Here is a 26974-nt window from a genome sequence, read left to right as displayed (position 1 = left end):
AGCACGGTCGCGTTTTGTAGCCCGACGATCGATCTATCGCTCACGCATTGCAGACTTGGCCGAGCTCAAAGCGTGACCGTCACGCTCTTCTGATCGGTGAATGACAGCAGCTCGTCCAAACACTCCTCACGCCCGATGCCCGACTGTTTGCGGCCACCAAAAGGCGTTCCGAGATAATGCATGCTGGCATTGTTGATCCAGACATAGCCTGCTTCCACGCGCCTTGCCGTCCGCAGGGCGTTTGTGATGTCGCGCGTCCAGATCGAGGCCGTCAGCCCGTAGTCGACGGCGTTCACGTCGGCGAGCATGCTCGCCTCATCGGACCAGCGCAGAACCGATACGACCGGCCCGAAGATCTCCTCGCGCGCAATCGACATGCTCTGCGACACGCCTGAGAAGACGGTCGGCTGAATGAAATAGCCATTCGCAAGCTCCGGAGCTGGCGGCCGGCCGCCGCCAGTGACCAGAACGGCTCCCTCGGTCCGCGCGGCATCGATGAACCCCATGATCCGATCGAACTGCGTCTTGCTGATGATGGCCCCCATCTCAGACTGCGGATCGGTCGGAACACCCTGACGGATCGCTTCGCAGCGGGCCCGCACACGCGCGACAACCTCATCGTGGATGCTGTCGTGCAGAAATACCCGACTGGTCGAGCCGCAGGACTGCCCGCTGCACCAATGGAAATTCATGCCCCGGATGATGCCATCGACCAGCCGATCGATGTGCGCGTCCGGAAACGCGATCAGGGCGTTCTTGCCACCGAGCTCGAGGGATACCCGCTTCAAGCCCTCCGCCCCGCTTCGCATCACCGCGCGACCGGTCGCGACGCTGCCAGTCAGTGCGATCTTTGCGATCTTGGGATGCGCCACCAGCGCCGCACCGACGTCGCGTCCCCCCGGAACCATGTTGATGACCCCCGGCGGCAGCAGGCCATCGACGAGCTCGACGAAGCGCAGCGTCGAAAGCGGCGCCTGCTCCGGCGGCTTGAGCACGATCGTATTGCCCGCCGCCAGCGGCGCGGCCAATTTGGACGCACAAAACAGGAGGGGGTGGTTGAAGGGATAGATCCTCGCCACCACACCCAGCGGTTCGCGCAACGTGAAATTGACCGCATCGGGACCGAGGGGGACGGATTCGCCCTTCATCTCCGTCACGAGCCCTGCGAAGAACTCCACCGTGTCGGCGGCGATCAGAGCGTCGTGTTTCGTCGCCGAATACGGGTTGCCGCAGTCGAGCGCGTCGATCATGGCAAATCGATCTGCCTCGGCGCGCAACACCGCCGCGATCTGACGCAGCAATCGAGCGCGTTCCAAGGGAGGCACGTCGCGCCAGATTTCAAATCCGGCTGACGCCGCGGCGACGGCGGCTTGAACGTCTTCGCCGCCGCAGTCTGCGACTTGGCCCAGACCGGTGCGATCAGCCGGATTTTCTACCGCCACGTAAGCTCCACCGATCGGCGGGTGCCATGCGCCTCCGTAATACGCGTCGCGGTGACGAGGAAGTGCAGCGCTCGTGTCAGGGGTACTCGTTGCGTGGCTGGTCATGTTCGTTTCCGATTGGACAGGCTGGACAGGATTGGACGCCGGAAGGGGATCGTGAGCGACAGACGGGCCAGACGATCGATCAGGCCGACAACGCCTTTTGGTTCGAACAACATCATCGCGATCGCGACGAGCCCGAGGATGATGAGATAGATCGGACCAAGATTGGCGAGGCTCTCTCTGAGAACGATGAAGATGACAGCACCGATGACCGGTCCCGCCGTTGACCCGATACCTCCGATGATCACGATGAAGATGATGTTCACCGTGTAGTCGAGAAGGCTGAAGGACGTGTCTGGCGAGATCCTGAGCCGCTGAAGCGTGGTGAGTGCGCCGAGCAGCGCCAGCGCGGCCCCGACGCCCGCAAATATCATCGGCCTCAGGCGGCGCGAGTTGATACCGAACACATGGGCTGCGCTTTCTTGATCTCGTAGCGCCCGCAGCGCGAGGCCGATCCGCGACCTCATCAACACGGCCATGCCGAGCGTCAGACCCGTTGCCGTGATGAATGTCAGATAGAAGATGGCCGTCAGACGTGTCGCGCTCGATGATCCGAAGGCGGTGGCCACGGGGACCGGAAGGCTCGCGCCGAGCCCGTGTCCAAAGCCCGGGAGTTTGGCTGCGATGATCTTGACCGACTCGGCCAGAACCCAGGTGCCGATGGCAAAATAGGCCGTCCGCAATCGGACGATCATCGCAAATGCCGGGAGTGCCGACATGGCCCCGAGCACCGGCGTGCAAAGCAGCGCCAAGGGCGCCGGCCATCCCGCGAGCACTGCGAGCCCATAGAAGGAGTAAGCGCCCACGCCAACGAAGAGGTGCTGGCCGACCGTCGCCATGCCCGCGTAGCCGGAGAGCAGGTTCCACATCTGAGCCAGGCCGATGAGCACGAAGAGTTCGGCCAGATAGCGGAGACTGTTCAACGAGCCGACCATCGGCCACATGACGACGAGCGCGAGCGCGGCAATCGCCACAGCGATGATCGACGTTCGCAATACGTGGCTGAGGCGATCAGAAGCGGACATCATTCGGGCGCCATCCTTTGCAGCAGACCGTTAGGACGCACCGCGAGCAAACCGAGGAAGGCCAGATGGCCGAACAGCACCTGCCAGGCCGCATCGATCTGCGCACCTGCGATCTGTGCAACGCCCAGGATGATGCCTCCAGCAAGCGTGCCCCACAGATTGCCAAGGCCTCCGATGACGACGGCCTCGAATGCAAAGATCAGCTGGGTTGGCCCCGAGCTCGGAGCAAAGTTGGCGCGCATGGCCATCATGATCGCGGCGATCGCGGTCACGCCCATGCTGATTGCCATCGCAATCCGGTAGATCGTGCGGGTGTTCACGCCGAGCAGATCTGCGGCCTGTCGGTCGTCGGAAACGGCCCGCAGCAGCCGTCCGAAGGAAGAGCGGTAGACCAGCAGCTGAAGCGCACCGATCGTGATCACGGCAATTGCGAATGTGAGGAGTGGTAGAACGCCGACATCAATTCCGCTGCCGAGGGAGAGGCTCGCGACTTCGATGCCGCCTGCCGTCAGCTTCTGACTGTCAGCCCCGAAGCCCACCAGCAGAGAGTTTTGAATGACCACGGCAAGGCCAAACGCCACCAGAAGAGGCGCCAGCGGTCCGGCATTCAGTATCCGTTCGAAAAGTGCCGCCTGCAATGCAAAGCCGAACGCGCAACTCAAGGGGATGAGCACGAGAAGCGCCGTGAACGGGCCGAGGCCGAGCTTGTCTGTCAGTAGCAATCCGACGTAGGCCATGAGCACGATGAGATCACCGTGCGCAATGTTCACGAGCCGCATGACCCCGAAGACCAGGGACAGTCCCACGCCGAACAGGGCGTAGAGACCACCAAGCAGTACGCCCTGAAGCAGCAGTTCGATCCAACCGGTCACCATGCGAAGCCCCGCACCTCTAGCCGATGCCAAAGTAGGATTGATTGACGGCGTCCTCGGTCACCTCGAGAGGCCGACCGGAGAGCGACACCTTGCCATCGAGCAGGCAGTAGAACCGGTCGCAGGCACCGAGCGCACGGCGCGTCTCCTGCTCGACGACCAGAATCGAGATGCCGCTGGCGCGGAGCGCCGGAAACATCGAATAGAACCGGGCCACGATGATCGGAGCCAGACCCAGACTGATTTCGTCACACAGCAGAAGACGAGGATTTGCCATCAAGGCGCGCGCGATCGCCGCCATTTGCTGCTGTCCGCCCGAGACGAGATGGCCGCCAAGTGATCGGATCGGCACCAGCTCGGGAAACAGGTCGTAGATCTTCTTGAGCGTCCACGGACCCGGCCGGCCGACTTGGGCGCCGACAAGGATGTTTTCTTCGATGCTCAAGGACGGAAACAAGCGGCGTCTCTCGGGGACGATCGCGATGCCGAGAGCGGAAACCCTGGATGGCTGCAAGGATTCGATGTCGAGACCAGCGAGCCTGATCCGGCCACTTCGCGGACGGCCGACACCCGCGATCGCATTGACCAGCGATGATTTGCCCGCGCCGTTCGCCCCGATGACGGCGACGCACTCCCCCTCGTCGATCCGAAGATCGATGTGCCACAAGGCCTGCACTGCTCCATACCAGAGTGAAAGGCCTTCGATCGAAAGAAGCGGAGTGCCCTGAGGACCGGTCACGCGTCGTCCTCGCCCAAATACAGCGTCCTCACTTTGGGATCGGCAAAGACTGACGACGGCGAGCCGTCGGCGATCGCGCGCCCTTGAGCCAAGACCAGGATGCGGGTGACATAGCGGGTCAGCGCGGCGACGACGTGTTCGATCCAGATCACCGAGATGGCCTGATCCTGGATCGAATCCAGAATTGAAAGCAGCTCGTCGCATTCGGCCGTCGTCAGACCTCCAGCGATCTCATCGAGCAGCAACAGCTTCGGCTTGAGCGCCAGCGCGCGAGCCAGCTCGAGCCGCTTGAGATCGGCGAGCATCAGCGAGCCCGCTGGCCGCGCCGCTTTCGCCGACAGCCTGGTCTGCGCGATGACGTCGTCACAATGCGCACGCGCGGCCCGCATGCTCAGTCCGCGGCCGTAGGTCGCAGCGACCATCAAATTCTCGAACACCGTCATGTCGCCGAACGGCTTCGGAATCTGAAAGGTGCGGCCGATACCGAGATGGCAGCGCGTCCACGCGTCTGATCGCTTCAAGTCGGAGCCATCAAAGCTGATCGAACCGGAATTCGGTGCGACCACGCCCGATATCAGGTTGAACAGCGTGCTCTTGCCGGCGCCGTTGGGTCCAACGACGCCCAGGCGCTCTCCTCGGCCGAGCGAGAACGAGAGCTGATCGAAAACGAGAAGGCCGCCAAATCGCTTGGTCAGCCCGGTGATGGCGAGCAGCGTCATGGGAATAGCATCAGCCCAAGGTCATGGGCGCAGCAGTGGTCTTGATGCTCGGCTCGTCCGCGTTGTCGATGATCGCGAGCTCCAGGGGATATCGCCCGCCCTTCTGCCATTGTCCGCCGGCCAGCGGCGTCTTGGAAATCCCGGGAGGCAGGCCCGGCATCTGGAAATCGACGGGACCGGTCACGGCGTTGTATTTGGTCTGGCGAATGGTGTCCCTCAGGCGCTCCGGGGAGCGCGGATCGGGCGCGCGACGAAGGACATCAAATAGAACTTCGAACAGCGCGTGCTTGAAGCCCAGCGTCATCGACCATTGCCGCCCGCTGACAGTCTCATACTCCGCGGCAAGCTCACGCGCGCTCTGCCCGGTCATCGCGGAGACATAGGGAAAATCGGGCGACCAGAACACAGGAACGGACAGGCCGACCGCGCGCTGCCCCAGCGGAGCGATCGCTGACGGAAACTCTGTTGCCTTGCCGACAGAGACCACCTTCGGCTTGAAACCCTGCTGGCCGGCTTCCGCCCAGAACGTTGCGAATTCGGGCGGCGGCAGCACGCCGTTGACGATGTCGACGTCCTTGCTCTTGAACGATGCGATCTGCGCCGCAAAGCTGCCCACCGGCAGGTCGAAGCGACCGGGATCGACGACCGCAAAACCTGCCTTCTCGAAGGCTTTCGGAAACAGGCCGGACACCGCATTGCCGTCGCCGTCGTTGGGCCACAGCACGCCGATCCGCTTGTTGGTCGCAAAGCGGCCCCACAGCCCGAGATAGGTCGTCGTCAACTGGCTGGCGCCGAAAAAGAAATGGTTGGTCCATTGGAAGCCGGACTTGGGGTCGCCGTGCCGACCGAAGAAGTGCGGCTCCCAGGGCGTATCCGTCGTGATGCACGGCACCCCGTTGAGCTCGGCCTGGTCTGCCACCGGATTCGTCGTTTCCGGCGTCGACGTCGCCAGCAAGACAGAGACACGGTCCTTCAAGATCAGCTCGGCCGCGACTTCCGAGGCACGGCCGGCGCTCGACTGGCTGTCCTTGACGATGATCTCGAAGGGCACTTTTCCAGCCGCCGTCGGCGCCTGATTTCCGAAGGTCTTCTTGACCTGATCGAGCACGAACGGCACGTGCTCGGAAAAGAACGCCAACGAACCCGTTTGAGGGACAACAAACCCGATCTTGACGGGCTCAGAAGCAGCAAGCGCAGGAGCGCTTAACCCAAAGGCGGCCGCACCCACTCCAGCAGCTCCGCCGAGAAATCGACGCCGCGAAACTCCGTCACCCATCCCTGCTCTCCCTCTGCAAGCGCGCTGCCGTCCAACGGCAGCCCCCGCGGTTCGTCGCGGGCCCGCGTCGTCACTTTCTTCAGCTGGGCGAAAATGCGCCGATCAACCGTTTGACGTTTAGACGTATTAATATTACTACCTTCATACGAGTCAAGCGGAGAATGTTGCCGGAAGGCTCGCTTTGCTCGATATTGCCGAGCAGGCGATCTGCGATGATCGGATCGAGGACAAGGACCGGACGTGAAAGCAAGTCGGCAGACGGCGAACAAGGTGCGGCGCGCTCCTGGAGTGTCATTGCATCGTCAGGTCTACCTGGTCCTGAGAGGTGAGATTCAGCAGGGCATCCGCCAGAACGGAGAGACTTTGCCGAGCGAGGACGAACTCGCGGCGCGGTTCGGCGTGTCCCGCGTAACGATCCGGACGTCCCTCGCCGCACTCGAAGCCGACGGATTGATCGAGCGCCAGCAAGGCAAAGGGACGTTCGTCCGCAACTCGGTTTCGGTCGAGCCGCTGCAATCGTCGATGTCGGATCTGCTGGCCCACATGCGGGATGTCAGCAATACGACTGAGGTCACCGTTCACGAATTCGATTACGTGAATCCGCCGCCTGCCCTTGGACTCGGAGGCAGCAACAAGATCGGGATGGTCCAACGCGCCGTCCGGGTCCGTTCACGAGCCGGCAAGCCGCTATTCCACATCACCACGTTCATTCCTGAAGAGATCGGCCGCAGCTTTTCGCGGCAAGACCTCGGCGCCAAACCGCTGCAGCAGCTTCTGCAACGCGCAAAGGTGACGGTGCATTCGGGAGAGCAGGTCGTCACCGCGACCGTTGCCGATCCGACCGTGGCCGCACGCCTCGGGCTTGCCATCGGAGAGCCTCTGATCGTCGTACGCCGCAAGTATTTTGACCGAGTCGGAAAGCTCGTCGAGTACCTGGAAATGCTCGCATCACCATCTGTCTTCGAACTTCAGACTGCCTTGACTCCATCAGAGCTCTAGCTGCGCAGCCCCGACGTCAGTCCGCGTCTTTCCTGGTGCTCGATTGCGCTGCGCCGGGACGACCAAGGCAACGAGACAACTGCTTGCAGGCTCCGGCTGCGCACTCGTCGACAGCCTCATTTTCGATAGCGCAGCTCTTCGATCAACAACCGGAACGCGGCGGAGTTGTTCTTCCTCGTCTGGTAATAGAGGTGATAACCGGGAAACGAGGGACACCAATCCTCCAGCACGCGCACAAGACGCCGCTTTTCCAGCATCTCAGCGACCTGATCCTCCATGAGAAAGGCGATCCCCTGACCATCCACTGCCGCCGCCAGAATCATGTCGGGTTCATCGAAGACCAGCGGCCCGTTGACACGGACCTTCATCTGATGGCGCCTCTTCTCAAATTCCCAAGCATAGAGCCGGCCGGATCGCGGCAGACGGAAATTGATACAAACATGCTTCGCCAGATCGCGCGGCGTAAGCGGAATCTTACGCCGTACGAAGTATTCGGGCGCGGCAACGGCCGCCATGCGCAGATCCGGCCCGATTGGTACCGCGATCATGTTCTCCATCACCAGTTCGCCAAGCCTTACGCCAGCGTCGTATTGATCCGAAACGAGATCCCGAAGCGCGGTGTCGACGCTCAGTTCGATCTCGATCTCGGGATGTTTCGCGACGAACATTCGGAGTGACGGCCACAGCAGGCTGCTGGCCGCGTGCCGTGGAACGGTCATCCGGATCTTGCCTCTCGGCTTTTCACGAAGAACGCTGATGGCGGCAAGGCTCGCGTCGATTGTCTCGAATGCGGGCCTCAATCCGTCCAGCAGATTCTCGCCAGCGAGAGTGACGGCAACGCTGCGCGTCGTTCGCGTCAACAATCGTACTCCCAATCTGGTCTCCAGCCTGCGCAACTGATGGCTCAGAGCCGATTGCGATGTTCCGAGCCGCGCCGCCGCCCGGGTGAAGCTTCGCTCTTCAGCAATGACGACGAAGGTATTCAGATCGACCAGATCGCTGCGGCTCACGACACCATCTCCAGCTATTGATGAATCCTGCGCATAACTGTTTTGTCAATCTCATGCATATTGTTCAAGTATCAAACGACTTAGTCTGGTGCTGCTGACAAATCGAGGCGCAGGCACATGGTTGCCCTTCGCGCTCAAATCCGGGATGAACCAATGGCGGCAGACCATAAGATTGATGTTTCGCGGCGTAGCCTGATGGCGGGAGCAGCGCTGGCGGCGATGGCGTCCGCAGCTCCCATGGCTGCTCAAACCGCACCGAAGCCCACGCCCAAGCAGATGCCGGGCATCCACAAGCACAAGGTGGGGAGCATCGACCTGCTCTCGATCACGGACGGCACCGTTAGCTTCCCCCGCCTTGACAACTTCGTCTCGAACGTGCCTGCAGACGAAGTTGCCCGCACGCTGGAAGCCTCCTTCTTGCCGACGGATGCGATCACACTGACCTTTACCCCGGTCGTACTCAACACCAGCGGGCGGCTGGTGGTGATCGATACCGGCGTTGGGGAAGCCGCCTTCATTCAAAGCAACGGCGTTGGCGGCCAGTTCCGCAACAATCTCGCTGCGGCTGGCTATTCGGTAGCCGATGTCGACCAGGTGCTGATCACCCACTTTCATGCAGATCACATCGGCGGCCTTGTGACCGCAGACAACAAGCCAGCGTTCCCTAATGCGCAGATCTACGTTCCCGCTGCCGAATATGCCTACTGGATGGACAGCAGCAACATGCCGAAGACACCATCCGAGGCGATGGTCGCCAATTTCAAGCGAGCTCGCCGGATTTTCGGCGTGCTGGGAAGCACGGTGAAAAAGTTCGATGGGGGCGTGGAGCTGGCTCCAGGCGTGACCTCGATGTCGACCCACGGGCATACGCCCGGGCACTCCTCCTTCATCGTCACCTCTGGTGCTGACAAGGTGATCATCCAGGGTGACGTGACCACGCATCCGGCCCTGTTCATCCGTCACCCAAATTGGCACGGCGCGACCGACATGGATCCCGTGCAGGCCGAGCAGACACGCCGCAGGCTCTATGATCAGGCGGTGGCGGAGAAAACCGTGATATACGGCTTCCACTTCCCATTTCCTGCCCTGGGTCATCTGGCACGAGAGGATGATGGCTATCGTCTCGTATCCGTGATGTGGAATTCCGCACCGTGACCTGATCATGAGAAAGACTTGGTCTCCCTCACAAGGCCAGCGCCTGCACTCTCGACTCAGGTTTAAGGCAAGGGCAGATCGAGCCTTGCGCCCAGATCGAGCAACGGGGGAGATTCCGTTGCTCCTCTTCAGAAATGAGACTGTGTCATCGCGACGTGGCTTCTTTCCTATTTCCCATGATCGGCCCGCACTGGACTGCGCGCGGCCCGCCATGCCCTCACGATCGGCTCAGGCGGATCTGCTTAACGTGCCAAACAGCAAAGGCGTGAAGTCGCGATCTCGCGGCGCGATGCGCCCGAGTTTTGGAACCGTACGGCCCTCTTCTCGCAAGGAGAGGCGCAGGGAAGGCCGGGTATCGACTGACACCCGCGGTCCGCGTACAGAAAATAAGCACGCGGCCGAACACAGGTTCAGCCCAATAGACGTTGTGCGCTTTCGAGCGCTTCATCCTCTCCTTGGGTATCGACCAGACAGCATTTTCAAAGTCGACCTCATCCCAGGTCGCGTCCTGTAGTTCGCTCTTTCGCACCATCGTCAGCAGGAGCAGCTTCGTCCCTAGCCGAATGGTTGGAAGTGTCGGCACATGTTCAAGCTGGCCGAGCATGACCCGAATCTCAGAGGGCGAAAGGGATCGATTCTTCGGAACGAAGGTCGCGATCGAGGCCGGCCCAACGTCGTTGGCTGGATTCGGGACTTTTCGCCGTGCAGGATCGCGAAGGCGAAAACGAGCTTCGCGATGTCGCGGGCGTGTACGGCCGTAGCCAGCGCGCCCCGCTCCTTCACCTTGGCGCAGATTGCGCGAAGATCGTCAGGCGTGATCTCGGTCAATAAACGACTTCGAAACGTTGGAAGGATGTCGCGCTCGTAAATGGAGCGATGCATCGCACGCGTGCTGTACCCATACGAGCTTCCTGGAACCACTTCTCACCGAACTCCATGGCGGCGTAGTTTTGGATACCGCTGGATAGGCAAAAATCATTCCCACTCGATGGTTTACCGCACAACTAAGCAATTGATATATCTTATCTCGCCGCGCCGTTTCAGGATGCCCATGGTGGCACAGACGAATTTTCTGCGTCTTGATTCCACAGGAATATTTTGCACGATCAGGCCGAGCTCCTTTTGACAACTATCGGGTGCTATCGCTTGTACGGCAATGCCCAACTTCTGAACTGGTGCCGGCTACTATCGAATGAGAGCGGGACGTATCCTACGGATTACAGTGAGCCGGCGACGCAAGCTGCGCCGCGACTCTATTCCGAGCGCTCTCACACCGCGGTGAGCGAACGGATGTCACGCAGCAGCGTGCTCAGCACGTCCTGCTCCGCAGAGCGGACGAAAAAATGGTTACCAGGAAACGCCCTGATAGCGCAGGAGATGGCGGCGTGCTCCCGCCATCCTTCCAGCTCCTCGAGACCGACGCTGTTGTCGCTCTCACCGCCATAGACCAGCACGGGGCAGGACAGCTTGAACGCCTTCGGCGGGGCATAGGTCGCAACCGCCTCGAAGTCAGCGCGCAACACCGGCATCGCAAGCTCCATCAAGTCCCGGTCCGCGAGCAGTTCCTCCGGCGTACCGTCGAGCTTGCGCAGCTCCTCGATGAACTCCTCGTCGGGCAGACCGTGGATCTCGGGCTCGGACCCCCGCAGAACGGGCGGACGACACCCGGACATCACGGCGGCGATCACGGGTTGCCTGGGGGAAAAGATGCGCAACACCTCGAACGCAACCAGAGCCCCCATGCTGTGGCCGAACAGGATGACCGGCCCGGTCATTTCCGCCGCGATCTCGGGCATGATCCCCTGGACGAGATCGACAATCCGGCGCGCGAGCTGCTCGCGCCGGCGAAATCCCCTGCCGGGATATTCGACGGCCACGACATCGACATGCGGCGACAGCGCCACGGCCCAATTGCGATAGCCCGCGGCCACGCCGCCGGCGTAGGGAAAGCACAGCAATTTCGGGCAACCGGGTCGCGCGCCGGCATAGCGCAACAGAGATCGACTAGACGACGCCTGCACGCGACACCCCTTCATGCCCAATCATGGCCGACATATCGGCTGCAACCCTTCCATCATGGAACCTGACGATGCGATCAGCGACGGAATCGAATGACTCGTCATGCGTCAGGACGATAACGAGCCTCCCGTCGCGCTTCAACGCTGGCAGCAGCGACAGATAGAACTGCTCCCGCGATCTCGCGTCCTGATCGGCAGCCCATTCGTCAAAGATGTAGATGTCACGATCTTCCATCAGGGCAGACACGAGCAGCAATCGGCCCTTCTGCCCCCGCGACAGATCCTGCGTATTCAAGAACCTTGCGTGCTCCGTCATGACCTTGCGGCCGATCGACCATTCCCCAAGCAGGCCGCGCGCCCGATCCTCGCAGGTCTCGTTTCCGGGAATGCGCTCGAACGCATGTGCATCCTCGAACAGGCAGCTGAAGATCTGGCGATAAAGCTGGCGGCTCCGATCATCGACCGGCCGACCGTCCAAGAGGATCGCGCCGCTCGACGGTTCGTACAGGCCGGCGAGCAGCCGTGCAAAGGTGCTCTTGCCGCTGCCGTTTCCACCCTTGATGAAGACGATCTCGCCCCGTTTCAGCTCGAGATCCACCGGCCCGAATGCAAAGGCATCGGCGGGCCCGGTCTCGCCGTAGGAATAACAGACTCCCTCGAAGCTGACCTGGCGCCACCGGACGTCACCCGCGCCGCCCTCTCCCCCTTCGGGGTCCACGGCCGCTGACGACGAAAGCACCACGCCGAGGTCCTGAATCCTGCGAAACACCGCATTGACGTGCCCAAGCGACGCGAACGACCCGATGGCGGCATCCAGTGGACCGATCAGATAGATCGCAGCAAAGAAGAACTCGACATGCCGGGCATCGGGAGAATGCTGAAACAGGAGGATTCCGATCACCAGCAGAAACACGGCCTGCCCGACATTCATCGCGATGGCGCCGGCCCATGTCGCCTGCTCGCGAAGACGGAGAAACTCGGTCTGACGCCCGTCGATGTCCTCGGACAGATAACGGGACGTTCGGACCGCGCTCAATTTCAGCTGTTTCAGACCTGCGATCAGCCCACCCAGCACCTTGTCGAGGCGCTCCCACGCCATCCAGGCCTGATAGCTCAACCTGGTCGACCGGCCGACGACGGCCCAGTACAGCGGCACGCCGAACATCGCCGCGCCGACGATCACGCCTGCTCCAGCCGGCGAGAGCCAGCACATGTAGACCAGGAGGCTCGCGACCATCGCGAGGTTCGTCACCATGTTGACGAGGATCGGAGCCGCCGTCGCAATCGTCTGGACGTCGACGGCGACGACAGCTTTCAGCCTTCCGGCTCCGATCATTTCGAGCTGGCGGTAGCGCGTATTCAGAATCGCCGAGATCAAGGTATTTCGAAGCCGGAGAATGACGGCGCTGCCAACACGGACCGAAGCTCTCGCGGCAGCCAGACGGCTCGCGATCGATGCCGATGCGAGGGCCGCAAACGAGATGACCTCGGGCAGAGCAGCCGGCGTCTGCTGGCGAACATGCGCAAAGACGTAGGCAAACAGCGCGACGGTCGTGGCCGCCGCGATGATGCTGCACCCGGAGGCCACAGCGATAGGCCCGGGCACCAGGCGAAGCAGGAAAGAGACGAGCTTGTTCTGCATGAGGATGACCTAGACCGGCTCGGCGGCCAATCTCTCGGAGACGGGCTGGGCCTCCTCGAGCTCGGCCCGCAAGCGAGCCGCGATGTGGTCCGAGGCCGGATACTGGATCATCGAGCCGTGATTGCCCGGGACGTAATGCACGTCAAAGCCGTTCAGCGACTTGGATTGCCAGAATTTCGCAGCCCTGGCGAAGTGATCCGGCGTCCTGACCGGATCTCCGTCCGGCTGGAACAGCAACAGCTTCCCGCCATAGGGCGACACCACGTGCTGCTGGAGAGCATGCAGGTTGGCCTGGAACACGGAGACCACATGCGCGAACTCTGCGTCCGTCATTCCGCTGGACAGCGATTTGTGCCGCTTGGCCAGACGCAGCACATAGTCGGCCTTGGCAGCATCGGCGAGCCGCCAGAACGAATGCCATCGCGACGTCAGCCCGCGCTGTGGCGGAATTTCCAACACGCCCATGAATGTGAGCCACTCGGTGCGTTCGACCTGGCGCCTGTTGTGCCGCCACTCTCCGGTGGAGCTCGGCGGAACGGTATCGATCAGCGCCAGCACCCCGACCTGATGCCCAAGCTCGTTCAGCTTCTTGGCAATGGCGAAAGCGATCAGCCCGCCGGCGGACCAGCCGACGAGATTGAACGGTCCCGTCTGCTGGATCTCGAGCATGCGGGCGACATGGTGATCTGCCATCTGATCGATCGAGACCAGCGGATCCTGCTCGCCATGAAGACCAAGCGCCTTGATGCCGTAGACGGAATAGCCGGGCCCGAGCGACTTCGCGAGGTCGCGATAGCACAGGATGCCTCCTCCGATGGGATGAACGCAGATGATCGGCGTCCCCTGCTCGCTCAGATGTATCGGGATGATGCACGAGTAGTCGCGCCTGCCCGATCCCTGCATCTCGAACCCTTGTTTCGCCGCCCTGGCGACGGCGATATGGGCGGCCATCACCGCGATCGTCGGCTTCTCCTCGAACAGGAGGCGCACCGGCAGATCGACGCCGAGCGCATGTCGGACCTGCGCGATCAGGCGCATCGCCAGCAGCGAGTGGCCGCCGAGCTCGAAGAAATCGTCATGCACGCCGACGGCGTTTAGTCCGAGCAGGTCCGACCACAGCTTCGCAAGAATTTCCTCGGCGGCCGTGCGTGGAGCAGCTTCAGCCGCGCCGTGTCGACGTTGCGGTTGCGGCAGCGCGCTGCGGTCGAGCTTCCCGTTCGGCGAGAGAGGAAGCTGATCCAGAACGACGAAGGCCGAGGCTGCAGGCACCATGTAGTCAGGAAGCCGTCGCTTGAGATGCGCGCTCAGCGCCACCGGATCGATGGTCTTCTCGTCCCCGACGACATAGGCCACGAGCCGCCTGTCGCCGCTGCCGTCAGCCGGCGCCGTCGCCACCGCCTGCGACACGCCGGCATGCTCGGCGAGCGCCGCCTCGATCTCGCCGAGCTCGATCCGAAAGCCGCGGATCTTCACCTGATGGTCCAGGCGGCCGAGATATTCCAGCTCGCCATCGGCACGCCACCGGACAAGATCGCCCGTCCGGTACAACCGCTCGCCGTCTCCGAACGGGCTCGGCACGAAGCGCTCCGCCGTCAGATCGGCACGGCCGAAATAGCCGCGCGCAAGTCCCACGCCGCCGATATACAGCTCGCCGGCGACGCCGACGGGCACGAGCGCGCCGTGATCATCCAGAACATGGAGCTGCATGTTCGAGATCGGACGGCCGATCGGCACGCTGACCGCGTCCGCCTCCAGGCGGCACGCGAACGCGCTCACATCCACCGCAGCTTCGGTCGGTCCGTAAAGATTGTGGAGCTCGCTGCGCGAACTCCGCAGAAACCGCGTCTTCAGCTCTCCCCCGAGCGCCTCGCCGCTGCACATCACGGCACGCAGGCTGGCGCAGCGGGACACATCCTCCGTCTCCAGGAACACCTGCAGCATCGACGGGACGAAGTGCGCGATCGTCACCGCCTCGCGCTGGATCAGGGCCGCGAGATAGGAGGGGTCCTGATGACCCTCGGGCCGGGCCACAACGAGCGGCACGCCCTCGATCAGCGGCCAGAAGAATTCCCACACCGACACGTCGAACGAAAACGGCGTCTTCTGCAGAACGCGGTCGCCGGGACCGAGCCGATAGGCCGCCTGCATCCACACCAGGCGGTTGACGATGCCGCCATGCGTGTTGGCGACCCCCTTGGGCCGCCCCGTGGATCCCGAGGTGTAGATGACATAAGCAAGATTGGCAGGACGGCTGTCGTTGACAGGCGCCTGCTGCGGTTCGGCCGCAATGGCAGCCCACGCCGCGTCGATCTCTACCACCCGGGCGGCGTGCGCGGGAAGCAACGCGGCAAGGCGCTGCTGTGTCACGATGACGGGCGCGCCGGCGTTCTGCATCATGTAGCTCAGCCGTTCCGCCGGATATCCCGGGTCGAGCGGCAGATACGCCCCACCCGCCTTCAGGATTCCGAGCAAGGCGACCACCATCTCCAGGCTGCGCTCGATGCACAGCCCCACCACGATCTCAGGCCCTACGCCCAGCCGGCGCAAATGGTGTGCTAGCTGGTTGGAACGGATGTCCAGCTCCCGGTAGCTCAGCTGCTCGCCCTCGAACACCACGGCGAGACCGTCGGGGGTTCGTGCGGCCTGCTCGGCAAACAGCTCGTGCAGGCATTTGTCCGCCGGATAGTCGGCCTCCGTCGCGTTCCAGTCGACGGCCAGCTGACGACGCTCCGCCGCGCTCAGCAGCGGAAGCTCCGACAAGCGGGCTTCCGGGTCCGACACGATGCCACCCAGCAGGATTTCGAAATGTTCCGCCAGCCGTTCGATGGTCGCGCGGTCGAACAGATCCGACGCATATTCAAACGTGCCGACCAGGCCGTCCGCGGTCTCGCGCATGAACAGCGTCAGATCGAACAGCGACGTACGGTGCTCGCTGCCCAGCAGCCGAAGCGTCAGCGCCGGCAGCTCGATCGCATCCTGCGGCGTATTTTGCAGGCTGAAGCTGACCTGGAACACCGGCTGGCGACTGAGGTCGCGGACCGGCTGCAGTTCCTCTACCAGTCTCTCGAACGGAAGATCCTGGTGCGCATAGGCCCCGAGCGCCACTTCCTTCACCCGCCCGAGCAGCTCGATGAAGCTCGGATTGCCGGACAGATCGGTGCGCATCGCGAGCGTGTTGACGAAGAAGCCGATCAGTCCCTCCAAATGGCGGTCGACGCGCCCGGCGATCGGCGAGCCCACGACGATGTCGGTCTGGCCGCTATAGCGCGACAACAGAACCTGATACGCGGCCAGCAGCACCATGTAGAGCGTCGCGCCCGAACGGCGCGACAGCGCCTTGAGCCCGTCCGACAGCGCGCGCGACAGCGTGAACGGCACCATTCCGCCGGCGAAGCTCGCGACCGCGGGACGCGCACGGTTGATCGGCAGTTCCAGCGCTGCCGGCGCGCCCGTCAGCCGCGTCTTCCAATAGGCAAGCTGGCGCTCCAGCGCCTCGCCCTGCAACCAGCCCCGCTGCCACAGCGCATAATCAGCATATTGCACCTGGGGATCAGCCAGCGGCGGCGCAGCGTTGGTGCGATAGGCCTCGTACAGCGCTGCGAGCTCCCGGACCAGCACGCCGATCGACCAGCCGTCCGACACGATGTGATGCATCGTCACCAGCACCACATGGTCCTGCGGCCCGAGCCGGATCAACCGTGCCCGGAACAACGGTCCCCGCGACAGATCGAACGGCAGCACGGCCGCCTCGCGCAGCAGCCGATCGATCCTGAGCCGGCGCGCTTCGTCGTCCCCGAGCTCCGACAGATCGTCTCGGCCGAGCCTGAACACCGAGGCTGCGTCGATGATCTGCACCGCCTGTCCTTGCTCCGTCTCGAAGTGCGTCCGCAATGCCTCGTGGCGCCGGACCACTTCGGAAAAGCTCCGCTCCAGCGCGATGGGATCCAGCGCCCCTTCGAGCCGCACGGCAAACGGCAGATTGTAGGCCGCTCCCACCAGCCCGAGCTGATCCAGGAACCACAATCGCTCCTGCGCGTAGGACAGCACCAGCCGCTCCGGGCGCGGCTGAACCTGCAGCGGCGGCAGCGCCACACCGGCGCCACTGCGCAACGCGCTCTCGACCCGTCCCGCCAGGTCGCTCAGTCGCGGCGCATCGAACATGGCCCGCAGCGGGAGATCGATCACGAACTCGTCGCGCAGCCGGGACAGCGCCCGCATCGCCAGCAACGAGTGGCCCCCCAATGCAAAGAAGTCGTCATGCCGGCCAATGCGGTCCAGCTTCAGCAGCTCGCACCAGATCTGCGCCAGCCGTTCCTCGACCTCACCCAGTGGCGCTGTGAAGGCGCGATGCCCGAACGCTGCGGATCCCGGCGCAGGCAGCGCCTTGCGATCCAACTTGCCGTTCGGCGTCTGCGGCAGAGCGGTCAGCTGCACGTAGGCCGACGGGACCATGTAATCGGGAAGACGCTGCGACAGCTGCGTCCGCAGATCTTCTGCGCGCAGCGCTGCGCCGCCCACCACATAGGCCACGAGCCGCGTGCCGCCGCTGCCGTCCTCCTGGGCCGTCACCACCGCCTGCGACACGCCGGCATGCGCAAGGAGCGCCGCTTCGATCTCGCCGAGTTCGATCCTGAAGCCGCGGATCTTCACCTGGTGATCCAGCCGCCCGAGATAGTCCAGCTCGCCATCCGCGCGCCGGCGCACGAGATCTCCCGTCCGGTAAAGCCGCTCGCCATCGCCGAACGGGCTCGGCACGAACCGCTCCGCCGTCAGGTCGGCACGTCCGAAATATCCGCGCGCCAGTCCTGCACCGCCGATATACAGCTCGCCCGCGACACCGACGGGCACCAGCTCGCCATGACCATCCAGCACATGAAGCTGCGTGTTCGCGATCGCATGCCCAATACCGATCGGCCGCTCGGTCGCGATCCGGCTCAAGCTCGACCAGACCGTGGTCTCCGTCGGACCGTAGAGATTCCAGCTCGCGGATGATCCGATCGCGAGTCGCGACACCAGGTCGGGCGGCAATGCCTCGCCGCCACAAAGCACCTTCAGCGAAGCGGACGGCCGCCAGCCGGCGTCCGTCAACAGGCGCCACGTCGCAGGCGTCGCCTGCAGCATCGTCGCATTGATCACGGTAAGCCGCTCGCGCAGGCGTTCTCCGTCGATGCTGAGCTCGCGGGGCAGCACCACCGCGCGGGCGCCAGCGAGCAGCGGCAGGTAGATCTCCAATCCTGCGATGTCGAACGAGATCGGCGTCACCGCCGCCACGACGTCCGAGGCGTCGATGCCGGGACGCACGGCCATATCCGTCAGGAAATTGATCAGCCCCGCATGCGCCACCATCACGCCCTTGGGGCGTCCGGTCGAGCCCGAGGTGTAGATGACGTAAGCCAGGTTGGCCGGCCGGCTGATATGGACCGGGGCCTGCTGCGGCCACGCCGCAATGTCAGCCGCTTCTGTATCGAGCTCCACCACCCGCCCAGCATGAGGCAGCACGCCGGCCAGGTGCCGCTGGGTCACGATGACCGGCGCGCCCGCATCGTGCAGCATGTAGCTCAGCCGTTGCACGGGATAGCCGGGGTCGAGCGGCAGATACGCCCCGCCGGCTTTCAGGATTCCGAGCAGCGCCACCACCAGCTCCAGGCTGCGCTCGACGCAAAGTCCCACCACGACCTCGGGCCCCACACCGAGCCCGCGCAGATGATGCGCCAGCTGGTTCGCGCGTGCGTCCAGCTCACGGTAGCTCAGCTGCTCGCCCTCGAACACCAGCGCGACCGCATCCGGCGTACGCGCAACCTGCGCCGCGATCAGCTCGTGCAGACAGGACTCGGGATAGGCCGTCGCCCGGCCCGCCCAATCCTCCAGCAGAACGCGACGATCCACGGCGCTCAACACCGGCAACGATGACAGCCGGCGCTCCGGCGCCGCGACGATTCCTTCCAGCAGCACCTCGAGATGGTGCGCAAACCGCTCGATCGTCCCACGATCGAACAGATCGAGCGCATATTCCAGACGGCCCTGCAGGCAGCCGTCGGTCTCCCAGACGAACAAGGACAGATCGAACACCGACGTCCGTTGCTCGCCTGCAAGCGGACGAAGCGTCAGAGCCGAGAGCTCGATCGCTTCCTGCGGCACGTTCTGCAGGCTGAAGCTCGCCTGGAACACCGGCTGCCGGCTCAGGTCGCGGACCGGCTGCAGCTCCTCCACCAGTCTCTCGAACGGGAGGTCCTGATGGGCAAAGGCGCCGAGCGCCATCTCCTTCACCCGCGCCAGCAGCTGCATGAAGCTCGGATCGCCCGACAGGTCCGTGCGCATCGCGAGCGTGTTGACGAAGAACCCGATCAGCCCCTCCAGCTGGCGGTCGACGCGTCCGGCGGTCGGCGAGCCCACGACGATGTCGATCTGGCCAGTGTAGCGCGACAACAGAAGCTGATACGCGGCCAACAGCACCATGTAGAGCGTCGCGCCCGAACGGCGCGACAGCGCTGTCAGTCCGTCCGACAGCTCGCGAGAGAGCGTGAACGGCACCATGCCGCCTTTAAAGCTCGCCACCGACGGACGCGGACGGTCTGTCGGCAGCTCGAGCGCGGCCGGCGCTCCCTTCAGCCGTTCCTTCCAATACGCAAGCTGACGCTCCAGCGCCTCGCCCTGCAGCCAGGCCCGCTGCCAGAGCGCGTAGTCGGCATACTGCACCGCGAGCTCCGGCAGCGGCGATGACCTGCCCTGGCTGAACGCTTCGTAAAGTGCCGCCACCTCGCGCGTGAGGACCCCGAGCGACCAGCCATCCGAGACGATGTGATGCATCGTCGCCAGTACCACGTGATCCCTGGCTCCGAGCCTGATCAGCCTTGCCCTGAACAGGGGGCCGCGTGTCAGCTCGAAGCGGTACGAGGCCTCCTCCTTTGCCAGACGCCGAATTTCAGCCTCTTGAGCATCGACGGCAAGGTGCGACAGATCCAGCTGCGCAAGACCGAACGAGGCGGCCGCATCGATCACCTGCACGCCCTGGCCGTCCACCAACGCGATATGCGTCCGCAGCGCCTCGTGCCGTCGCACAACCTCCGCCAGGCTCTCCTCCAGCGCGGCAGCGTCAAGCTCGCCGTCCAGCCGGAGCGCGAACGGCATGTTGTAGGCCGATCCCACAAGCCCGAGCTGATCCAGGAACCACAAGCGTTCCTGCGCATACGACATCGCCACGCGATCCGATGGCTCTCTCGCCGCCAGCTTTGGCCGGCTGGCCGCAGCGCGATGCGCGCAGGTCAGGAAGCTGATCACGCCTTCCTTGTTCGCGCGGAGCTCTGCCAGCTCGGCCTGCGACAAACCGCCGGCAGGCGCCCGGTATTTGAGCTGACCGTTGTCGAGCCAGATGCTCACGCCGTTCTTGCGCAGCGACGTCAGGAGAGCCTGGACCGTGCTCATACGATCCCCACCTCTTCGTCACGATCCTCCGAGCGGTCTGCGATATCGGCTGCTCCCGGCTGGGCCGCCCAACGGACCGTATCGATCCAGTCGGCCAGCCGAGCCAAGGTCGACGCTTCGAACAGCGCGCGGAGCGGCACCTCGATCGCGAGCGCGTCGCGCAGCCGCGCCATCATCCGCATCGCCAGCAGCGAATGCCCACCAAGCTCGAAGAAATTGTCCTCGATCCCGATCCGATCCAGCTTCAGGACGTCGCACCAGATCGCCGCGAGCGTTTGCTCAACCGGCGTACGGGGCGCAACATAGGGGCGTGACGAGGCTCGCGGTCCCGGGGCCGGCAAGGCACGGCGGTCGAGCTTGCCGGTCGGCGTCAACGGGAAGGTCTCCATCGCCACGAAGGAGGACGGCACCATGTAATCGGGCAGGCTCCGCTTCAGGTGATTTCGAAGCTTGTCGGCGTCGAGTTGTCCGCCATTCTCCGCTCCGACCACATAGGCGACGAGGCGCTTGTCGCCATCCTCCTCGCGCGCGACCACCGCAGCCAGCGCAACCGATTCGTCGGCAAGCAGCGCCGCCTCAACCTCGCCGAGCTCAATCCGGAAGCCGCGGATCTTGACCTGATGGTCCGACCGGCCCAGGAATTCCAGATTGCCATCGGCGCACCACCGCACGCGATCGCCGGTCTGGTACAATCGCTCGCCGTCGCCGAACGGATTCGGCACGAACCGCTCCGCCGTGAGGTCGGGGCGGCCGAGATAGCCCCGCGCAAGACCGACGCCGCCGACATATAACTCCCCAGCGATCCCGATGGGGACCGGGCGAAGATCCGGGTCGAGGACAAAGAGCTTCATGTTCGCGATCGGCCGGCCGATGGGAATGGCCGCAGGGATCGGCGCTCCGACGACATAGGAGGACGCATCGGCCGAGACTTCGGACGAGCCGTAGATATTGACGAAACGGCAATCCGGCAACGCCTCCGTCAGACGGACCATCAGGTCCCTGCTCAGGGCCTCGCCGCTCAACGTACAGCTTCGCAATCCCGACAGATGCGCTCTCGTCGCCGCATCGGACGCAAGCGCGAACGCCAGGGACGGAACGATAACGACACGCGTCACTCCGCGCTCGGCCATCATCGCGACGAGCTCCGTTGGCTGCCGGCCCACAGCGTCGCGCGCAATGACCAGGCGAAGTCCGCGACAGAGCGGTCCGAGACTTTCGAAGATCGAGTCGACAAAGCCGATCGAGGTCTTCTGGCAGCAGACGTCGTCGTCCTCAAACGCTGCGATGCCGTCCTGCGCGACGATCCGGTTCACCATGCCTTCGTGCAGTCCGCACACCCCCTTCGGCCGCCCCGTGGAGCCCGAGGTGTAGATGATGTAGGCGAGGTTGGCAGGAACGGAGATGTTCTCCGGCGCGGTCGCGGGCTGACGCGCGATATCCTCCCAGTCCGCATCGATCCGCAACATGGAGCCGGGATGAGCGGGTAAGCGCGGCACCAGATGCGCCATGGTGACCACGAGCGGCGCTTTCGCATCGCTCAGCATGTAGGCCAAGCGATCGGCCGGATAGGACGGATCCAGGGGAAGATAGGCGCCGCCCGCCTTGAGGATGCCAAGCAGCGCGATCATCATCTCGAGGCTGCGCTCGATGCACAGCCCGACAACCACCTCCGGTCCGCTCCCCAGATGACGCAGATGGTGCGCCAGACGGTTCGCGCGCGCGTTCAGCTCCGCATAGCTCAGCTGCCGATCGTCGTCGACGAGGGCAATCGCATCGGGTGTTCGTCCCGCCTGCGCTTCGAACAGCTGATGCAGGCACTTGTCCGAAGGACCGTTCGCCGCGGTCGCATTCCACTCCACGATGAGCCGGTGACGATGTGCGTCGCTCAGCAACGGCAGTTCCGACAGACGCGCGTCGGGCGTCGCGACGATGCCTTCCAGCAGCCGCGCGAAGTGGTCCGCCAGCCGCTCGATCGTGGTGCGGTCGAACAGATCCGATGCATATTCGAACGTCCCGATCAGCCCCGCGTCGGTCTCGCGCACGAACAGCGTCAGGTCGAACAATGAGGTCCGGTGCTCGCCGCTGAGCATTCGAAGCGTCAATGCAGGCAGCTCGACGGCTTCACGCGGCGTGTTCTGCAGGCTGAAGCAGACCTGGAACACTGGTTGACGGCTCAGGTCCCGCGCCGGCTGCAGCTCCTCGACGAGCTTCTCAAATGGCAGGTCCTGATGCGCATAGGCGCCGAGCGCCACATCCCTCACGCGCTTCAACAGCTGCACGAAGGTCGGATTCCCCGACAGGTCCGTCCGCATCGCCAGAGTATTGACGAAGAATCCGATCAAGCCTTCCAGCTCGGGACGCCGGCGACCGGCGATCGGCGCGCCGACCACGATGTCATCCTGACCGCTGTAGCGGCTCAGCAGCAGCTGATACGCCGCCAGCAAGAGCATATACAGCGTCACGCCTTCGCGACGCGCGAGCGCCGCGAGTTTCCCCGACAGCTCGCCTGGGAGCGCGAAGTCAACCGCACCTCCGGCGAAGCTGGCGACCGCTGCCCGGGGCCGGTCGGCCGGCAGGTCCAAGGCGGGCGGCGCTCCCTGCAGCTGTCGTCTCCAGTAGCCGATCTGCTGCTGCAACACCTCTCCCTGAAGCCAGCTCCGCTGCCACAACGCATAGTCGGCATATTGGACCGGAAGCTGCGCCAGCGGCGATGGATCGCCGAGGCTGAACGCCTGATACAGCGCGGCCACCTCGCGCGTCAGAATGCCGATCGACCAACCATCCGACACGATGTGATGCATCGTCGTCAGCAGCACGTGATCGCTGGCTCCGAGACGGATCAGCGTCGCCCGGAACAACGGCCCTCGCGTCAGCGCGAAGCGATGCGAGACTTCGTCTTGCACCAGGCGGCGAACCTCAGCCTGCTGGGCGTCGGCGCGAAGCTCCGACACGTCCCGCTTGGCAAGACTGAACGAGCCCGCAGCATCGATGACCTGCACGCCCTGCCCGTCCAGCGTCTCGAAATGCGTCCGCAACGCCTCGTGCCGACGCACGAGCTCCGACAGGCTCCGCTCCAGCGCGACCACATCGAGCTCGCCCTCGAGTCTGAGGGCGAACGGCATGTTGTAGGCTGCTCCGACCAGACCAAGCTGGTCCAGGAACCACAGCCGCTCCTGCGCATAGGACATCGCCGGCCGGTCCGGGCGGTCCGGCAGCCGGAGCAACGGCGGCAGCACGGCTCCCGCTCCGCCGGGCTGTTCCGCTTCGATCCGTGCTGCCAGATCCCTGATCGTCGGCGCTTCGAACAGGGCACGCAGCGGCAATTCGACTTGCAGCGCATCGCGTAGCCGGGCCATCACGCGCGTCGCCAGCAGCGAATGGCCGCCGAGCTCGAAGAAGTTCTCGTCGATCCCGATCCGATCGCGTCTCAAGACCTCGCACCACATCGCCGCCAGCATGTCCTCGGCCGGGTTGCGCGGCGCCGCGTAGGCTTCGGTGAGGCGTTGCAGGTCCGGCACCGGCAGGGCGCGGCGGTCGAGCTTGCCATGCGCCGTTCGCGGCAATTCTTCGAGCTGCACAATGGCCGAGGGCACCATGTGCGGAGGCAGCCGGACGGAGAGATGACGGCGAAGCTCGGCGCTATCCGCGCGGCCTCCGTCATGCAGCACCACATAGCCGAGCAGCGTCTTCTCATGGCCGATGGCGCGCGCCACGGTGACCGTTTGCCGAACCGCGGGATGCGTCAGCAGCGCCGCGGTGATCTCCTCGGGCTCGATGCGGTGACCTCGAATCTTGACCTGATCGTCACCCCGTCCCAGGAATTCGATGCTTCCGTCCAAGAGGAAACGGGCCCGATCGCCGGTGCGATACAGCCTTTGCCCGGCATCGGAAAACGGATCTGGAATGAAGCTGCTGGCCGTGAGGTCCGCGCGACCGAGATAGCCGCGCGCCACCTGCGCGCCACCGATATACAGGTCGCCAACCACTCCGATCGGCACCGGATCGAGATTCCCGTCCAAAATGAAGGTCTGGGAGTTGGCGAGCGGCCGCCCGATCGGAACGCATTCGGTGGTGCCGCGCTGGATGCAGCGATCGACACTCTGGACGGTAACCCCGACTGTCGTCTCCGTCGGCCCGTAGTGATTGAAGATCCGGCAGCCGGGCGCAGCGGCTTTGAGTCTGTCGACCCATTCCCACCGACTGACGTCACCGCCGACGATCAGAACCTTCCGCGGCAGCAACTCGCTTCCGCCTGCGGCGTCCAGCAGCGAATGCAGATGCGGGGGCGCGATTTTGAGGCAATCGACCGGGCTCTTCCTGACGTAATTCGACAGATATTGCGCGTCCAGGCTCTCTTCATAGCCGACGAGATGCAGCGTTCCGCCGCTCAGCACGGATGGGTACAGCACCGTCACCGATGAATCGACGGTCAATGGCTGCAACATCATGTAGCTGGATGTCTCTGCCAGCCCCGCGGCCTCCACGACCGCCGAGACGTAGTTCGTCACATGTCGATGCTCGAGGACGACTCCCTTAGGTCGACCGGTCGATCCAGAAGTATAGAGCAGATAGGCCATGTTGCCCGGCTGCACACCGCTGCACGGGACGCGATCGAGCCAATCGTCGGCGACCGCAAGGTCGATGTCGACAGCAACCACGCGACGGCCTGCTCTCGCGAACCGCGCCGCGAATGCCGACCGTGTCACCACGACTGTGGCGGCTGCATCGTCCAGCATGACGTCCAGCCGGTCATCCGGATAGCTGAGATCGAGCGGCAGGTAGGCCCCGCCCGCCTTGAGAATCCCGAGCAGCGCGACAATCATCTCGAGGCAGCGCTCGAGGCCGAGCCCAACAACCATTTCGGGGCCGACTCCGAGGCGGCGCAGATGGTGCGCAAGCTGGTTCGAACGATGGTCCAGCTCGCGATAGCTCAGCGACGCATCGCCGCACACGACCGCGACCGCCTCCGGCGTCCGTCTCGCCTGGATCTGGAACAACTCATGCAGGCACTTGTCAGCCGGATAGGCTGACGTCGTCGCATTCCACTCCACGATCAGGCGATGGCGCTCGGCCTCGCCAAGCAGGGGTAAATCCGACAGACGCGCGTCGGGGCGGGCCACCACGGCTTCGAGCAGGACCTGGAAATGCTCGACGAGCCGCTCGATGGTCGCCGCTTCGAACAGGTCCTTGGCATATTCGACATGGCCCTCGAGCCGGTCGCCGCGCTCGTAGAAATAGACCGCGAGCTCGTGCTTGGCTCTCGGCATGTTGCTGCGAATCCACCGCGCCCTGATGCCGGCGAATGTCAGCAGCCGCTGCGGCAGGTTCTCCAGCGAGAACACCGTCTGAAAGATCGCGGACCGGTTGAGATCGCGGACGGGGTTCAGCTCCTTCACCAGCCGCTCGAACGGCACATCCTGATGAGCATAGGCACCGATCGCCACTTGTTTGACGCGCTTCAGCAGCTCCAGAAACGGCGGATCACCCGACAAATCCGTCCTCAATACGATCGTATTGACGAACAGACCGATCATCCCCTGGAATTCAGCGCGGGATCGCCCGGCCGTTGGCGATCCCACGACGATATCGTCCTGCCCGCTATAGCGCTGCAGCAGGATCTGATAGGCGGCGAGAAGCAGCATGTACAGCGTCGCCCCTTCGCGCCGCGCGAGCTCGAACAGCTGACGCGACAGGTCCGCCGACAACGCGACGTTGATCGTGCCGGCGTTGAAGCTCGCCGTCTTGGGCCGAACACGGTCGATCGGCAGATCCAGTGCGGCCGGTGCGCCTGCGAGCCTTTCCTTCCAATAGCCGACCTGCTTGTCCAGGACGCGCTCCTGCGCCGCGTCACGTTGCCAGATCGCGTAGTCACCGTACTGGACCGGCAGCTCTGCCAGCGGCGAGGCGCGGCCCTGGCTATAGGCCTCGTACAGCGCGCTGACCTCATCGATGAGAAGCGCGATCGACCAGCCATCGCAGACGACATGGTGCATGGTCACGAGCACAACGTGGTCGGCATCGCCGACACGAACCAATTTCGCCCGAAACAGCGGTCCGCGCCGCAGATCGAACGGTCGCGCCATCTCCTCGTCGGCAAGGCGTATGATCTCCGCCTCCCTGAGCTCCGGCGCGAGGGCGGAGATATCGACGCGTTCGAGCCGGAAACCGCCGGGGGGATCAACCACCAGAACCGGCCGATCGTCCTCCACGTCCAGCCGGCTCCGCAGGACCTCGTGACGCCGCACGATCTCCAGCAGGCTCCGCTCGAGCACCGCCGTATCCAGCGCCCCTTCCAGCCGAACCTCGAACGGCAGATTGTAGGCGGCGCCGGCAAATCCGAGCTGGTCCAGGAACCAGAGGGACTCCTGGGCGTAGGACACGGGAGATCCCGCAGCTTCACGCCTGACCGGGATCGGCGCAGCCGCGCCTCGCGCTCCCTTGATGCGCTCTTCGAGAATCATCTGCTGGCGCGCCGACAACCGCTTGCGGCGCGTCGCGGGATCCATCGTCTCCATGACCACTCTCCAAGAGCAACAGCTCGTCGGTCAAACAG

At 63.9% G+C, this 26974-nt stretch carries 13 protein-coding genes and 1 pseudogene; 2 read left to right on the top strand and 12 right to left on the bottom strand.

All coding sequences use genetic code 11. The features are described 5' to 3' along the window. Positions 1 to 65: 65 nt before the first annotated feature. From QQL87_RS07865 to QQL87_RS07840, 6 genes are read right to left on the bottom strand one after another with little or no spacing between them, the layout of a single operon-like run. Entirely contained in the window at positions 66 to 1547 is a 1482-nt protein-coding gene (locus tag QQL87_RS07865) for an aldehyde dehydrogenase family protein (RefSeq protein WP_284417819.1), read from the bottom strand. Continuing rightward, positions 1544 to 2572, bottom strand: a complete 1029-nt coding sequence (locus QQL87_RS07860; protein WP_284417818.1) for a branched-chain amino acid ABC transporter permease — start codon at positions 2570 to 2572, stop codon at positions 1544 to 1546. The genes QQL87_RS07865 and QQL87_RS07860 overlap by 4 nt, the downstream gene beginning before the upstream one ends. After that, entirely contained in the window at positions 2569 to 3444 is an 876-nt protein-coding gene (locus tag QQL87_RS07855) for a branched-chain amino acid ABC transporter permease (RefSeq protein WP_284417817.1), read from the bottom strand. Before QQL87_RS07855 ends, QQL87_RS07860 begins: the two co-directional genes overlap by 4 nt. 16 nt (positions 3445 to 3460) lie before the next feature. Further along, on the bottom strand, positions 3461 to 4180 hold the full coding sequence (locus QQL87_RS07850; protein ID WP_284417816.1) for an ABC transporter ATP-binding protein: 720 nt from the start codon (positions 4178 to 4180) through the stop codon (positions 3461 to 3463). Next, positions 4177 to 4899 (bottom strand): ABC transporter ATP-binding protein, encoded by a 723-nt coding sequence (locus tag QQL87_RS07845; RefSeq protein ID WP_284417814.1) that lies wholly within the window; start codon positions 4897 to 4899, stop codon positions 4177 to 4179. The genes QQL87_RS07850 and QQL87_RS07845 overlap by 4 nt, the downstream gene beginning before the upstream one ends. A gap of 10 nt (positions 4900 to 4909) precedes the next feature. Next, positions 4910 to 6175, bottom strand: a complete 1266-nt coding sequence (locus tag QQL87_RS07840; RefSeq protein ID WP_284417812.1) for an ABC transporter substrate-binding protein — start codon at positions 6173 to 6175, stop codon at positions 4910 to 4912. 294 nt (positions 6176 to 6469) lie between these two features. On the opposite strand from QQL87_RS07840, the gene QQL87_RS07835 reads away from it, so the two are divergent. Next, positions 6470 to 7174 (top strand): GntR family transcriptional regulator, encoded by a 705-nt coding sequence (locus QQL87_RS07835; RefSeq protein ID WP_284417811.1) that lies wholly within the window; start codon positions 6470 to 6472, stop codon positions 7172 to 7174. A gap of 116 nt (positions 7175 to 7290) precedes the next feature. Here the strand turns inward: QQL87_RS07835 and QQL87_RS07830 are convergent, their stop codons facing one another. Then, the gene (locus QQL87_RS07830) at positions 7291 to 8184 is read right to left on the bottom strand and encodes a LysR family transcriptional regulator (protein WP_284417810.1); all 894 of its coding nucleotides are present in this window, start codon (positions 8182 to 8184) and stop codon (positions 7291 to 7293) included. A 153-nt stretch (positions 8185 to 8337) separates the two neighbouring features. Here QQL87_RS07830 and QQL87_RS07825 point away from each other — a divergent pair, with 153 nt between their 5' ends. Then, entirely contained in the window at positions 8338 to 9339 is a 1002-nt protein-coding gene (locus QQL87_RS07825) for an MBL fold metallo-hydrolase (protein ID WP_284417809.1), read from the top strand. Positions 9340 to 9691: 352 nt separating this feature from the next. Here the strand turns inward: QQL87_RS07825 and QQL87_RS07820 are convergent. The 5 genes and pseudogenes from QQL87_RS07820 to QQL87_RS07800 form a co-directional block, all read right to left on the bottom strand. After that, a pseudogene (locus tag QQL87_RS07820) lies at positions 9692 to 10274 on the bottom strand (tyrosine-type recombinase/integrase); the annotation flags it as partial. A 333-nt stretch (positions 10275 to 10607) separates the two neighbouring features. Beyond that, positions 10608 to 11375: a thioesterase II family protein gene (locus tag QQL87_RS07815; RefSeq protein ID WP_284417885.1), complete on the bottom strand. Its 768-nt coding sequence runs from the start codon at positions 11373 to 11375 to the stop codon at positions 10608 to 10610. Beyond that, entirely contained in the window at positions 11344 to 12999 is a 1656-nt protein-coding gene (locus QQL87_RS07810) for a cyclic peptide export ABC transporter (protein WP_284417808.1), read from the bottom strand. Before QQL87_RS07810 ends, QQL87_RS07815 begins: the two co-directional genes overlap by 32 nt. A 9-nt stretch (positions 13000 to 13008) precedes the next feature. After that, entirely contained in the window at positions 13009 to 20421 is a 7413-nt protein-coding gene (locus tag QQL87_RS07805; protein WP_284417807.1) for a non-ribosomal peptide synthetase, read from the bottom strand. Further along, entirely contained in the window at positions 20418 to 26936 is a 6519-nt protein-coding gene (locus tag QQL87_RS07800) for a non-ribosomal peptide synthetase (RefSeq protein WP_284417806.1), read from the bottom strand. The genes QQL87_RS07805 and QQL87_RS07800 overlap by 4 nt, the downstream gene beginning before the upstream one ends. Positions 26937 to 26974 lie beyond the last annotated feature (38 nt).

Source organism: Bradyrhizobium sp. SSBR45G (genome assembly GCF_030159255.1).
Taxonomy (GTDB): Bacteria; Pseudomonadota; Alphaproteobacteria; order Rhizobiales; family Xanthobacteraceae; genus Bradyrhizobium.
This window is presented reverse-complemented; position numbering and strand designations above follow the sequence as displayed.

What these genes read in the sequence shown, in the direction of transcription:
- QQL87_RS07865 (WP_284417819.1), bottom strand. Translation starts at nt 1,547, where the DNA reads ATGACCAGCCACGCAACGAGTACCCCTGACACGAGCGCTGCACTTCCT.
- QQL87_RS07860 (WP_284417818.1), bottom strand. Translation starts at nt 2,572, where the DNA reads ATGATGTCCGCTTCTGATCGCCTCAGCCACGTATTGCGAACGTCGATC.
- QQL87_RS07855 (WP_284417817.1), bottom strand. Translation starts at nt 3,444, where the DNA reads ATGGTGACCGGTTGGATCGAACTGCTGCTTCAGGGCGTACTGCTTGGT.
- QQL87_RS07845 (WP_284417814.1), bottom strand. Translation starts at nt 4,899, where the DNA reads ATGACGCTGCTCGCCATCACCGGGCTGACCAAGCGATTTGGCGGCCTT.
- QQL87_RS07840 (WP_284417812.1), bottom strand. Translation starts at nt 6,175, where the DNA reads ATGGGTGACGGAGTTTCGCGGCGTCGATTTCTCGGCGGAGCTGCTGGA.
- QQL87_RS07825 (WP_284417809.1), top strand. Translation starts at nt 8,338, where the DNA reads ATGGCGGCAGACCATAAGATTGATGTTTCGCGGCGTAGCCTGATGGCG.
- QQL87_RS07815 (WP_284417885.1), bottom strand. Translation starts at nt 11,375, where the DNA reads ATGAAGGGGTGTCGCGTGCAGGCGTCGTCTAGTCGATCTCTGTTGCGC.
- QQL87_RS07810 (WP_284417808.1), bottom strand. Translation starts at nt 12,999, where the DNA reads ATGCAGAACAAGCTCGTCTCTTTCCTGCTTCGCCTGGTGCCCGGGCCT.
- QQL87_RS07805 (WP_284417807.1), bottom strand. Translation starts at nt 20,421, where the DNA reads ATGAGCACGGTCCAGGCTCTCCTGACGTCGCTGCGCAAGAACGGCGTG.
- QQL87_RS07800 (WP_284417806.1), bottom strand. Translation starts at nt 26,936, where the DNA reads ATGGAGACGATGGATCCCGCGACGCGCCGCAAGCGGTTGTCGGCGCGC.